Annotated in this window: 11 protein-coding genes and 1 pseudogene; 3 read left to right on the forward strand and 9 right to left on the reverse strand. The window is 29.0% G+C overall.

Annotated features, from left to right (window positions below):
* The first annotated feature begins 5 nt into the window (after positions 1-5).
* From CD56_RS03405 to CD56_RS03415, 3 genes are all read left to right on the forward strand, one after another.
* Entirely contained in the window at positions 6-509 is a 504-nt protein-coding gene (locus tag CD56_RS03405; RefSeq protein ID WP_047208186.1) for a PAS domain-containing protein, read from the forward strand.
* A 550-nt stretch (positions 510-1,059) separates the two neighbouring features.
* A complete protein-coding gene (locus CD56_RS08525) occupies positions 1,060-1,857 on the forward strand; it encodes a methyl-accepting chemotaxis protein (RefSeq protein WP_257939411.1) in 798 nt (265 codons plus the stop codon).
* A 12-nt stretch (positions 1,858-1,869) separates the two neighbouring features.
* Positions 1,870-2,700 carry an inverse autotransporter beta-barrel domain-containing protein gene (locus tag CD56_RS03415; protein WP_047208188.1) on the forward strand — a complete coding sequence of 277 codons (831 nt, stop codon included), beginning with the start codon at positions 1,870-1,872 and terminating at the stop codon, positions 2,698-2,700.
* On the opposite strand, the gene rseP is transcribed toward CD56_RS03415, so the two are convergent.
* The 9 genes and pseudogenes from rseP to murJ form a co-directional block, all read right to left on the reverse strand.
* A complete protein-coding gene (gene rseP / locus CD56_RS03420) occupies positions 2,697-3,803 on the reverse strand; it encodes an RIP metalloprotease RseP (protein ID WP_047208189.1) in 1,107 nt (368 codons plus the stop codon). The two genes, CD56_RS03415 and rseP, sit on opposite strands and share 4 nt — an antisense overlap.
* 1 nt (position 3,804) lies before the next feature.
* Positions 3,805-4,336, reverse strand: a pseudogene (pgsA, locus tag CD56_RS03425) (CDP-diacylglycerol--glycerol-3-phosphate 3-phosphatidyltransferase).
* A 51-nt stretch (positions 4,337-4,387) separates the two neighbouring features.
* Positions 4,388-5,167, reverse strand: a complete 780-nt coding sequence (locus tag CD56_RS03430) for an enoyl-ACP reductase (protein ID WP_039618024.1) — start codon at positions 5,165-5,167, stop codon at positions 4,388-4,390.
* Positions 5,167-6,063, reverse strand: a complete 897-nt coding sequence (gene dapA, locus CD56_RS03435; protein WP_039618026.1) for a 4-hydroxy-tetrahydrodipicolinate synthase — start codon at positions 6,061-6,063, stop codon at positions 5,167-5,169. The genes CD56_RS03430 and dapA overlap by 1 nt, the downstream gene beginning before the upstream one ends.
* Before the next feature lie 2 nt (positions 6,064-6,065).
* Positions 6,066-7,307 carry a M16 family metallopeptidase gene (locus tag CD56_RS03440; protein ID WP_047208190.1) on the reverse strand — a complete coding sequence of 414 codons (1,242 nt, stop codon included), beginning with the start codon at positions 7,305-7,307 and terminating at the stop codon, positions 6,066-6,068.
* Complete coding sequence (locus tag CD56_RS03445) at positions 7,304-8,362, reverse strand: quinone-dependent dihydroorotate dehydrogenase (RefSeq protein WP_047208191.1); 1,059 nt, start codon at positions 8,360-8,362, stop codon at positions 7,304-7,306. The genes CD56_RS03440 and CD56_RS03445 overlap by 4 nt, the downstream gene beginning before the upstream one ends.
* 51 nt (positions 8,363-8,413) lie before the next feature.
* Complete coding sequence (locus CD56_RS03450) at positions 8,414-10,177, reverse strand: ABC transporter ATP-binding protein (protein WP_047208192.1); 1,764 nt, start codon at positions 10,175-10,177, stop codon at positions 8,414-8,416.
* Positions 10,170-11,552 (reverse strand): cysteine--tRNA ligase, encoded by a 1,383-nt coding sequence (gene cysS, locus CD56_RS03455; protein WP_047208193.1) that lies wholly within the window; start codon positions 11,550-11,552, stop codon positions 10,170-10,172. The genes CD56_RS03450 and cysS overlap by 8 nt, the downstream gene beginning before the upstream one ends.
* The gene (murJ, locus tag CD56_RS03460) at positions 11,552-13,006 is read right to left on the reverse strand and encodes a murein biosynthesis integral membrane protein MurJ (RefSeq protein ID WP_052768365.1); all 1,455 of its coding nucleotides are present in this window, start codon (positions 13,004-13,006) and stop codon (positions 11,552-11,554) included. Before murJ ends, cysS begins: the two co-directional genes overlap by 1 nt.
* Positions 13,007-13,075 lie beyond the last annotated feature (69 nt).

Below are 13,075 nucleotides of genomic sequence, written 5' to 3' on the forward strand. Positions count from 1 at the left end.
GGCAGGTGCAAAAAAATCAACCTACAAAAAATGAAAAATTCTTTAATGATGGACAAATTATTATCTCAAAAACCGACAAAATTGGTAGAATAATATATTGCAATAGAAATTTTATCCTACTTTCGGGATATAAAGAATTTGAGCTTTTAGGGAAACCTCATAATATCGTGCGTCATCCTGATATGCCAAAGGTTGTTTTTGAAATTCTTTGGGAGGGTATAAAAAATAAAAAAGAAGTTATTGCTTACGTAAAAAATTTATCCAAAGATGGATCTTTTTATTGGGTTTTGGCCTTTATTACGCCTTCATTTGACGCTAGTGGCGAGATAGTTGGTTATCACTCTATGCGCTTAAATCCCAGAAGGGAAGCTGTTGAAAAAATAGAAAAAATATATAAAGAGCTATTGTTAGAAGAACAAAAAGGTGGGAAGAAAGCATCAAGAAAGATGTTAGATGAAATTTTAAGCCAAAAGGGGATGAGTTATGAAGAATTGGTTTTATCAATATAATATTAATCAATTTGTGAATTATTTTGCTTTATTTTTATTTTGTTTGATGGCTGTATTGGAAATAATGGAAGGTAAAACATTTGGCTTTGTTTTTTGTGTTTTAGGAACTTCTATAGTGCTATTTGGTATTGCTAGTGCTTATTATAGAAATAAAGAAGTTTTAAGATCGACTCAAGTTTTAAATGAACTTGCAAAAGGTAATTTGGAAGCAAGAATTACACATATACCTTTTGAAAAATCTGGTGTAGGACAATTAAGTTGGGTTGTGAATGATTTAGCAGATCAAATAGAAGCTTTTAATAGAGAAATTCTTAATGCAGTTTTAGCAGTCAAAGAACAAAGATTTTATAGAAAGGCAAGATTGGAAGGTTTGATGGGTGCTTTTGAATATAATGCTAAAATTATTAATGAAGCAACATTGGAGATAGAAAAAACACAAAATTTATCTGTAAGAAGTGTGATAGTGGAAAATGTTTCCAAAAATATGTCAGATTCTTTACAAAAAGAGTTGGCTTTGATTAATACAAAATTAAATGATAATGCAAGTGTTATGCATGAGATTTATGATCAAGCAAGTGATATTTCTATACATTCTTCAAAAAGTGCTAAAAACGCTCAAATAATCTCAAATGACTTGGCAAATTTAGGTGTAAATATAGGTCAAATTCATACCTTAATGGATACTTTCTCTCAGCAGATGAATAGCGTTTCTTCTTTTATAGGTATTATTGAAGATATCACAGAGCAAACTAATCTTTTAGCATTAAATGCTGCCATTGAAGCTGCGCGTGCTGGAGAACATGGTAGAGGTTTTGCTGTGGTTGCTGATGAAGTTAGATCTTTAGCTGAAAAAACTCAAGATGCTGCTAAAGAAATTTCTATAATGATTAAAACGCTTATAGAGCAAATGGGTAATATTAAAGATATAACAAATGAAGCTTACGAGGTTGCTAAAAGTTCTAACTCAAGTTTAGAAGAATTTCAAAAAGTCTTTATGGGTGTTGATGAAAAAGCTAAAATTTTATTAGATGAAATTTCCAAAACAAGCACAGATACTAATAAAATTTTGCTTTATTTAGAATGTTGTTTGAAAACTTACTTGGCGTGCTCTTGTGTAATTAATTCTAAAATAGAATATACAGAAGAAAAAAATTTGGCTAAGTTTGATTCTGCTAGTAGTATTTATATCTTAAATCAAGATCTAAATTCTCATATAGAAAAATTATTTGATTGTATAAAAAATAATCAATTAGTAAAAGAAGAAAGAAAAATTTATGCTCAAATTAAGCAAATTCAAGATATAAATGAAAGGATGATAAGTGAAATAGAATATAAAAAACATATATAATTAAGAGGTTGAGTGAAAAAATACATTTTTTTTAGTTGCTTATGTATAAACGTGTTTGCTTTAAATTTAGAAGAAAGTTTAGGCGAGGGTGAGGTAAATATTACCAAAGAGCAAAAGGCAAACACGGTTTCTAAGCAGATATTTTTTCAAAAACCACAAGAGTATCAAGCTCAAAGTACCGATCTTGGTTCTTTTGCTAGTAAAACTTTAGGGCAGGTTTTAAATTTAAGTTCCAAAGATAAAACAGAAGCAAGTTTGGATTATAATGCTTTAAATGTAAATATTAAAAATATTAATTCTATATTAGATTATGATAATGCTAGTTTGCTTTTAGAAAAACAAGCAAGAATAGGGCAATTAGAACAAGCTTATTCTTTAGGACTTATCAATCGTTATGAATTTGATGAGTTTAATTTTGGTTTTAACTATTTTAATGATCAATATAAAGAAGCTTACACTAAAAATAGCTTTGGTGCTGAATTACAATTTAGTCACTATTTTAAAGCATATGCTAATCATTATAAGATTAAAGAAAACGATAGTGATGATAGTACAGAACTTGGAGTGATATTTGATTTGCCGTATTTAAATGTTTTAAATGTTAATTCTAATATAAAAGAATTGCAAAACCAATATAACATTATTTATTCTCCAATTTCTATTTTGGATTTATCGCTTAATTATCAAGATGAAAAAACTAGCGCCAAAGATCAAACAGCAATGTGGGTAAGATTTAGACTAAATTATGAGCAAAGTTTAAGTAAGCAATTTTATAATAGCTTTTACCGTAAAAATAATATAGGCGAATTTAACCGTTATGATTTTGCTACTAGGACTTATTAATTACTCATAAAACGGGTAATATCATTATAAGTTACAAACACCATTAAACTTAAAAGCAAAGCCATGCCAAAATAACTAAGATATTCAAAACATACTTTTGGTACTTCTTTTTTAAAGATTAACTCATAAAGGTTAAAAAGTATATGTCCTCCATCTAGCGCTGGGATAGGAAGTAAATTTAATACTCCAAGATTGATAGAAATTAAAGCTGTGATTAAAAATAAAACTACTATGCTAGTATTTGCTGCTTTGGAGGTTATATCAACCATAGTGATGATTCCACCCATATTTTTAGCATCTAACTCCCCGCTGATGATTTTAGCAAGTCCTTTAAAAATGAGCAAAGAAGCCTCTACGCTTTCTTCATAAGCGTATTTTAAACTACTAATTCCTGGATGATAAATAGTAACAAACTCACCCTTAGGTGCTATACCAATTAATGGTTTTTGAACTTTTTGATAAAACTCATTATAACCTTGATCAATTTGCGGGGTTAGGGTGATGTTGATGAGTTTACCATCGCGTTCTATGCTAAGTAAGGTTGGTTTTATATGTACAAGTTTGCCAATTTCTTCAAAGCTTTGAATTTTAACTCCATCTATAGCTAGGATTTTATCTCCAATTTGTAAATTTGCTTTTTGTGCAGCTGAGTTTGGTGCTATATTTCCAATAATAGGTGCAAGCTTTTGCACACCTAAAAAACCTATGGCTATATAAAGCAAAAATGCTAAAAAGAAATTAAAAAACGGTCCTGCAAAAAGTATGTAAATTCTAGCTAGAGGACTTAGAGTATTATAGCTATTTGGTTCGTAATTTTTTTCACTAGGATTTAAATCATCTTGTCCTTTAAGTTTAACATAACCACCAAAAGGTAGAGCAGATAAGCGATATTCTGTGTTTTTGTAAGTTTTTTTAAAAACAGCTTTTCCAAAGCCTATACTAAAAATCTCTACATCAACCCTCATGTGTTTTGCGGCTAAAAAATGTCCTAGCTCATGAAAAAAAATTAAAAAAGATATAACCAAAAGTGTTATTAAAAAGCTAAAAGAATAAAATTTAAAGCCAATAGCTAAGATAATAAATAAAAATAAATATGATTTCAAATTATACCTTTTTTAAATGTTTTATATAAGCTAGTATGTATTCAAAAGCTGAATAAAGTGTAAGCACTAAAGCAATAAATAACAATGTATTAGCAAAAGGCCATTGCATGATTAAAAATATAATGGCTATCATTTGAAAGGTTGTTTTTATTTTTCCTGCAAAAGAAGCACTTACATCAAATTTTTCACTCACCATAACCACTCGAAAACCGGTTATAAAAAATTCTCTTACTAAAATAATATAAATCATCCAAGGATCAGCTTTTTGGGTGAGTAATAATCCCAAAAAAGCAGCCAAAACAAGCATTTTATCTGCTAGTGGATCTATAATAGCTCCAAGTTTTGTAGTTTGATTCCAAGTTCTTGCAATATAACCATCAAAAAAATCAGTTAAGGCAGCTATACCAAAAACAACACAAGCAAAATAATTTACCCAACTAGGATGAATATTTTCAAAATCATTAATAAGCAAAAAAAAACAAAAGTGGAGCTAATAATATCCTTATAAATGCTAAGATATTAGGTAAATTCATTGTTTATTAATCCTTGTGTTTAAAGAAAATACCCCAAAATGGGGTAATGAATCATTTAAAAGTTGTACCACCATCTACGATTAAGGTGTGTCCTGTGATCCAATTTGCTTTATCAGAACATAAAAATAAACATGCTCCTGCTAAATCTTGAGGCTGTCCAATACGGTTTAATGGGCTAAGATTAATAGTTGCATTTTTAACTTCTTCATAATTTGTAAATGCTTTAAGTGCGTCAGTGTCAATTGGTCCACCACTTACTACATTGACACGGATGTTTTTAGAACCAAGTTCAGTTGCAGCATATCTTGCCATAGCTTCTACCGCTGCTTTAGCTGTACCGTGTCCTGCATAGTTTTCAATATGTACCAAATTTCCTGTTGAAGAAATAGATAATATACTACCCCCGCCAACTTTTTCCATTCTTTTTGCTGCTTCTTGTGCTCCAACAACAAAAGCATTTACAGTTGCTGTGAAAATATTATTTATTCCACGAGGTTTTAATTTCATAAATTTGGTATATCCACCTACAACGGCACGACCTGAGATAATAGCATTAGAGATGAAAAAATCTATTCTGTCAAAATCTTGATCGATTTTTTCAAATAACTCTTTATAAGTTTCTGGTTCAAGTATGTTAAACTCATAAGCCTTTGCTTTGATTTTATAATTATTTTCTAAATCTTTTACAATTTCTTGAGCTAAATCTGCATTAGAATTATAAGTAAAAGCTACATTAGCTCCTGCTTTTGCAAACTCATATACAATAGCCTTACCAATCCCTCTTGTTCCACCACTAATTACTAAAGTTTTATTTTGAAAAAAAGTATCCATTAAAATCCTTTGATATTATAGTTTTTCATAATCGCTTCTATTTTTGCTAAATTGCAATCACTAGGTTTACAAAGTGGCAAACGATACTCTAAAGTAGGGGTTAAACCTGCTATATACATTGCCGCTTTAATAGGTATAGGATTGCTTTCGCAAAATAAAATTTTATTGATATTATACAACTCATCATTGATTTTTTTAGCTTCAATATATTTTTCTTCTAAAGCTAGATGAGTTAATTTTGAAATCATATCAGGAAGTAAATTTGAAGTAACTGAAATCACACCTTTACCGCCATTTGAAAGTATAGGATAATTAATCGCATCTTCTCCGCTTAAAAGTATCATTCTAGGTTCATGTGCTAGTAAATCAACACATTTATCAATACTTCCACTAGCTTCTTTTACCCCATAAATATTTTCACAATCTCTAAACAATCTTATAATGGTTTCTGTTTGAAGCTCACAACCTGTTCTTCCTGGGACATTATATAAAAGCACAGGTATATCTATGCTTTTTGCTATTTCTTTATAATGTAAATACAAACCTTCTTGTGTGGGTTTGTTATAGTATGGAGTAACACTTAAAATGCCATCAGCTCCATGCTCTTGTGCAAATTTAGCTAAACTTACAGCTTCATGAGTAGCATTACTTCCTGCTCCTGCTAAAACTTTACAAGAACTTCCCTTGCATGCATCTAATGCTATTTCTATACAGATTCTATGTTCTTCATGGGTTAAGGTGGCACTTTCTCCGGTTGTTCCAACAGGTACCACTACATCAATTCCATTGGCTATTTGTCTTTTGATGAGTTTGTGGTAAGTTTGTTCATCTAATTTTCCATTTTTAAATGGAGTTATTAAAGCTGTCATTGCTCCTATGATGATTTTATTGTCCATTTTCACCCCTTTTTTAAGATTATTGTGGTAGATTTGTTTTCATTGAAGTATTTTTTAGCACAATGAATTAAATCATCTTTACTTAAATTTTCTATATTTTTTTCATAATCAAGCAAAGGTTTTAAATTACCTTTTGCAAGATAAGATCCATAAATATTTGCAACGCTACTTGCATTGCTTAGTGAAAAGATAAAATCACTTTTTACAGTATTTTTGATTTTTTCCATGATAGTATCATCAAATTTAGCATTTTTTACATCTTCAAGAATTTTTAAAAGCTCTTTTTCAACATCTTCTGCTTTTATGCCTTCATTGCAAACACAAATAAATATAAATAAATTCTCATCTATATTTTCACTTGCATAAGCATAAAATTCATTGATTAATTCTAATTTATCAATTAAAATTTCACTTATTAAAGAACTTTTTCCATTTCCTAAAAGCTCACTCAATGCGCAAAGTTTTGGCATATCTTCGTGATTAAATGCAGGAATTTTATATGCAAGCGCTAGTAATTGTGTGTCACTTTCTTTATGTAAGATCACACGTTTAGCACCATCTTGCTCAGGTTCTTTTTCATGAACTATAGGGATTTCTTTGGTATTTTTTATATCTTGAAAATGTTTTTTAGCTAAAGTAAATACTTCATCTTCATCAATATCACCACTCACAAGCAAAATAGCATTTTTGGGTTGATAAAAAGTTTGATGAAAATCTTGTATATCTTCTATTTTCCAATTTTGTATATCTTTAAAAAAGCCTATCGGGGTCCAGTGATATGGATGGTGTAAAAAGGCATGGTTGTATAATCTAAAATACAAATATCCCAAAGGATTGTTATCGGTTCTCCAACGCCTTTCTTCTAAAACTACATTTCTTTCAGGCTGAAACTCATCATCTTTTAAATTTAAATTACGCATTAATTCAGCAAAAAGCCATAAAGACTTATCTAAATTTTCACTAGAGCATTTTATAAAATAATGCGTATAGTCAAAGCTCGTGCTTGCATTATCCACCCCACCAAAACCTTTGACTATTTCATCAAATTCACCTGCTTTTAAATTTTTTGTACTTTTAAAATTTAAATGTTCAAGCATATGGGCTATGCCACTTTTTCCCATTTTTTCATTTCTTGAGCCAACTTTATAAAAAATATCTACACTTATAACCCCGCTTTTTTTATTTACAGGTAAAGTATAAATTTCAAGTTCATTTTCAAGGGTGATTTTTTTATAATTAATCATTTAAAATTAACTCCTATAGCTTGACTAATATGATTAAAACCATCTTGTTTTAAAAGCTCAATTAAACCTTGATTGATATTTTTAACAATGCTTGGCCCTTTAAAAATCATAGCTGTATAAATTTGAACCAAACTAGCCCCGTTTTTAATGCGCTCATAAGCAAGTTCAGCACTATCTATGCCTCCACTTGCTATTAAAATAGTATCTTGATAAATTTCTTTAGCCACTTCTTTAAAAAATGTCGCACTTTTTTTAGTGATTAATTTACCGCTAATTCCACCAAAAGTTCTTGTATTATCAATCAAAGAATAATCTATACTAGTATTTGCCATGATAATACCATCAGCTTTTGCACTAATAGCACTTTTGCAAAGTGAAATTGCACTGTCTATATTCATATCTGGAGCAATTTTTAAAATCACAGGTTTATTTGTGATTTCTTTTGCTTGGTTAAATAAAGTACTTACAAATTCTTCACTTTGTAAATCTCTTAAATTTTTGGTATTTGGAGAGGATATATTAATCACAAATAAATCACACAAATCTTTAAACTCTTTTAATAAAATAATATAATCATTAATAGCTTCTTCATTTGGTGTGATTTTGTTTTTGCCTATATTTGCTACTAAAGGTATGCTAAATGGATAGACTTTTTTTACTTCTTTTGCGATAGCATCTTTACCTTTATTATTAAAACCCATAGCATTTTGAATACTTTCTTGCTCAACAAGTCTAAAAAGTCTAGGTTTTTCATTACCATTTTGAGGTTTTGGGGTGAAAGTTCCATATTCTAAAAAGCCAAAACCTAAAGCACTTAGTGGTCTTATCATTGTGGCATTTTTATCAAAGCCACCTGCTAAGCCCACAGGGTTATAAAAATTTAGATTAAAAATTTCTTGATTTAAAAATTCATCATTTACTACGCAATCTTTTGCAAAAAAACTAAGCCCCCCGGGAAATATACAATCTAGTGTTCGCATGCTAAATTCAGCCAAAGCATGAGCATTTTCTGGATCTAATTTATATATTAAAGGTTTTAAGCTTTCATAGGTCATATTTTTCCTTATTTTATAAAATAGCATATTGTACTAAAAAAATGATAATTCTTAGTTTTCATTTTCTTTATCTTTGTCAGTTTTTTGTACTTTTTGTTTTAATTTTTGATAAATTTCACAATGTTGCATTAAATAAGCATCATTTCCTATAGAAGCTATTTTTCCTTTATCAAGTACAGCAATTTTATCAGCATTTTCTATAGTGCTAAGTCTATGAGCGATGATGAGTATCAAACGATCCTTTTTTAAGCTCTCTATAGTTTTTACTATGGCTTTTTCACTTTCATTATCAAGTGCTGAGGTTGCTTCATCAAAAATTAAAATTTGAGGATTTTTATATAAAGCCCTTGCTATAGCAATGCGTTGTTTTTGTCCACCTGAGAGATTTTTTCCATGTTCTTTTAATTCAGTATGAATACCGCCAAGCTCTTGAACAAAATCATAAGCATTAGCTTGTTTTAAAACCTCTATTACACGTGCTTCATCGTATTCTTTAGCATAAGCTATATTTTGAGCTATAGTGTCATTAAATATATAAATATTTTGAGTTACCAAAGAGATATTCTCTCTTAAGCTAACAATATCAAAAGAACTAATATCTTTTTGATTGATTAAAATTGCACCACTATCTTTTTCAAAAAAATACATTAAAAGATTAATAATAGAAGATTTTCCTCCGCCACTTGATCCAACTAAGGCTAGAATTTCTCCTTTGTTAAAAGAAAAATTTGCACCTTTTAATACCATTTTATCTTTTTGATAGCTTAAAGAGACATTTTTAAAATGGATATTTTGGATATTTTCTGTAAGTTTTTCATCGCCACCTTTAATTTGTGGTTCTAAATCAGTTAGATAAAAAGTTCTTTCACTTGCTGCTACTGCATTTTGTAATCTTGTGTAAAGTGAAGAAAGTCTTTTAATAGGAGTATAAGCCATAAATAAAGCTGTAGTAAAGCTAAAAAAAGAACCTATGCTTAAACTTCCATCGATTACTTCTTTACCACCCACTATAATTACTATTGCAAAACCAATTGAACCCATAGATTCCATTAAAGGGCTACTTAAAGCTTCAATTCTAATGCCTTTTAAAGAAAGCTTGCAAACTTCGCTATTAGTTTGGCTGAATTTTTGCATTTCATTTTTACTTGCATTAGAAGCTTTGATAAGTTCTATATTAGAAAAAATTTCACTCAATCTTGAAGTAAGATCAGAATTTTTTTCTTGGGTATTGCGTCCTATTTTTTTGATTTTCTTAGCAAAAATAGCAAGAGGGTAAATTGCTAAAGGTAAAATAACTAAAGCAAAAAAAGCAAGTTTTGGACTTTGATAAATTACAACACTTAAAAGTCCAATGGCAGTTAAACTTTCTCTTAAAATTTCAGGTATGATAGTAGAAACTATATTTTGTAAAGCTCCAATATCAGAAGTGCACCTGCTGATTAATTCTCCACTTCTGTATTTATGAAAAAAGCTCATATCTAAGCGCAAAAGATTACCAAGAACTAATTCTCTTAATCTTCTTAAAATATCTGTCCCAACATAAGATATATAATAAACTTGCATATAAGCGCCAAGATTTTTTAAAGCATAAATTAAAACAACAAGTAAAGGCATATAGTAAAGCAAATCAACATTTTTTTCTATAAAAATTTTATTTAAAATAGGCTCTATGATGTATGCACTAGCTGCTGTTCCACCACTAGTTAAAAGCATACCTATAATAGCTAAAACAAAATAAAACCAATAATCTTTATAATAAGGCTTAAAGCGAGTAAATACCTCTTTAAGCTTCATTTCTTTGTAATTTTTATCCATTTTTCTCCCATACCACACCATTTGGTGTATCCATTAAAAGAATATTCTCTTTAGCTAAATCATCACGAATTTGATCTGCTAAGGCATAGTTTTTTTCTTGCTTTGCCTTGTTGCGTAGAGCGATTTTTTCTTCTATTTCTTGACATTTTTTTTCACTAATGCCAAATTGAAAATATTTTATGGTATCTATAAAGCCTATACCAAAAATAAAAGCAAGTTCTTTTAAGGTTTTTTCTAATTGTATTTTATAAGTTTTATCTTTTGGGTTTTGATCTAAGTAAATATTACTTTCATTGATAAACTCATCAAGTAAAGCTAAGGCTTTAGAGGCATTTAAATCATCATTTAAAACTTCTAAGATATTTTTAGCTACTTCACTTTCTATGGTAGTTTTTTCATCTATAAAAGCATTTATGTTTAAGCGTTTTTTTAAGCGGTAAAATTTATCAAGCCTTTTTTTAGCAGCTTGTAAGTCTTCCAAAGCATAGTTAAAATGTGCTCTATAATGTACGCTTAAAAGATAAAATCTCAAAACCTCTCCACTAAAAAGTTTTAAAGAATCTTTTAGAAAAAAGCTATTTCCCAAGCTTTTGCTCATTTTTTCACCATTAATTTGTACAAAGCCATTATGCAACCAAAAATTAGCCAACTCATGATTATTTTTACAACGACACTGGCAAGCTTCGTTTTCATGATGAGGAAAAAGCAAATCTATACCCCCTGCATGAATATCAAGTTTATCTTTAAAAATACTTTCTATCATCACAACGCATTCTGTGTGCCAACCTGGTCTTCCTTTGCCAAAATTTGCAGGATAAAATTTTTCATCAAATTTCCATAAAACAAAATCGCTATCATTTTTTTTAGTAACGCTTTCTTCTAAGCGTGATTGATTATCTTCTAAATTTCTTTTAGAGATATAAAAGTATTTATCATCTTTGCTAGTATCAAAATAAATTCCATCTTCAAGTTTATAAGCTAGGTTTAATTCTAAAAGTTTTTCTATATATATAATCATTTGCTCAATATAAGCTGTAGCCTTTGGTTTAAAATTAGGTTCTAAGATATTAAGTGCTTGCATATCTTCTTCGTATCTTTTAATATAAAAATTTGTAATTTCTTCTAAACTTTTGCCACTTTCTTGCATTTTTTTTAAGATTTTATCATCAATATCAGTGTAATTTTTAGCAAAAACTACTTCATAATCATTTGCTAGTAAAACTCTTCTTAAAAAATCAAAACATACACTACTTCTTGCATGTCCTAAATGTGCATCATCATATACAGTAGGCCCGCATAAATAAATATTTGCTTTTTTTGCCTCATGTGGGATAAATTCGCATTTTTTCTTTAAAACACTATCAAAAAAAACCATTAAAATAAACCTTTAAAAAAATGATAAATTCCAATTAAAAATTGTATTAAAATATCTTTAATTTCAAATAAGCCTAAAGCAAATAAACTTAAAAATACTATGCTAATAAGCCAAAATTTAACCCTAAAAATACCCCAAAGATTTTTAAAACCAAATTCTTTAATATTAGCATACAATAAATAAAAAGCACTAATAGATGAAGCCAGTGCAATACCCAAGCTCTTATAGGCTTCTTCTTTGATGAGTAAAATAATCACTATGCTAAAAAATGCTGATATAAAAAGTGTTTTAAAGGCTATTATAGCGGCTATTTTTTGTTTAAATTTAGCATAAAGCCACAAAGAGAAAAGTTTTTGCAAACCAAAAGGTAAAAGTCCTAAAAGATAAGCTTGTAATAAAAATGCAGTGATTTTTGTATCTTCTTGATTAAAATTTCCTCTTTGAAATAAAAACTCCACAATTTCTTTAGCTAAGATAATCCCAACTATACTAGCTAAAATCAAAAGCACACTTAAATACTCAAAAGCTTTTTGCATAAAAGCTAAGGCTTTTTGTTCTTCATTTGCTTTTAAATGTCTTAGTATTTTTGGAAAACTTACTTGACTTAGTGCGATTGCAAAAAGAGCTAAAGGAAGCTGAAAAACCCTATTAGAATAATACAAATACGAAATGCTTCCAGCCATTAAAAAACTAGCTATAGTGGTATCTAATAAAGAACTAATTTGATTTGCTGAAGAGCCTAAAAGTCCATGGGTAAAAGTAGAGTGGAATTTATCTAAACTAGTCTTTGTTTTTTTAAGTTTTATGCTTAAATACATACTTTTTAAAATTCTAGTGTTTTTTAAAGCAAAAATATGCCATATAAGTTGAGCTAGACCACTTAAAACAGTCGCATACGAAAAATAATACAAAGCTTCTAAAGGTTTATCTTGAGTGACAAAAAATCCGGCAATCACGACAAAAAGATTAAAAAATGAAGCAGAAAAAGAAGTGATGAAAAAATTTTGTTTATAATTTAACAAAGAGCCTAAAAAAGTTACTAAAAAAATAAAAAATAAATACCAAAAATTAATAGAAACTAAAGGTGCAGCTAGGATAATTGTTTCTTTATTAAAACCAAAGGCAAAAATCTTTGTAAAAAATTCAGCAAAAAAACTCACTAAAACACAAGTTAAAAAAACGATAATGCTAAATTGCAATAAGACATTTATGCAAAAAGCACCTTTTTTACTTGCTTTTAAAAAACTTGGTAAAAAGGCTTGTCCAAAGGCTCCTTCAGCGAAAATTCTTCTAAAAAAAGCAGGCATTTTTAAAGCTACAAAGAAAATATCACTATAAATTCCAGCCCCTAAGTACAAGGCTAAAACAATATCTCTTAAAACACCCATAATTCTAGAAAATAAAATTCCTAAGGCATTGATGATGAAATTTTTAAAAACAATATTTTTTTTCATTAATTTTCATTCTTTAAACATTAGTTTGAGTATTATAAAATTTTTTAATAGCAATAATTTTAACTAAAT

The organism is Campylobacter lari, from assembly GCF_001017575.1.
In the GTDB taxonomy this organism is placed as follows: Bacteria; Campylobacterota; Campylobacteria; order Campylobacterales; family Campylobacteraceae; genus Campylobacter_D; species Campylobacter_D lari_C.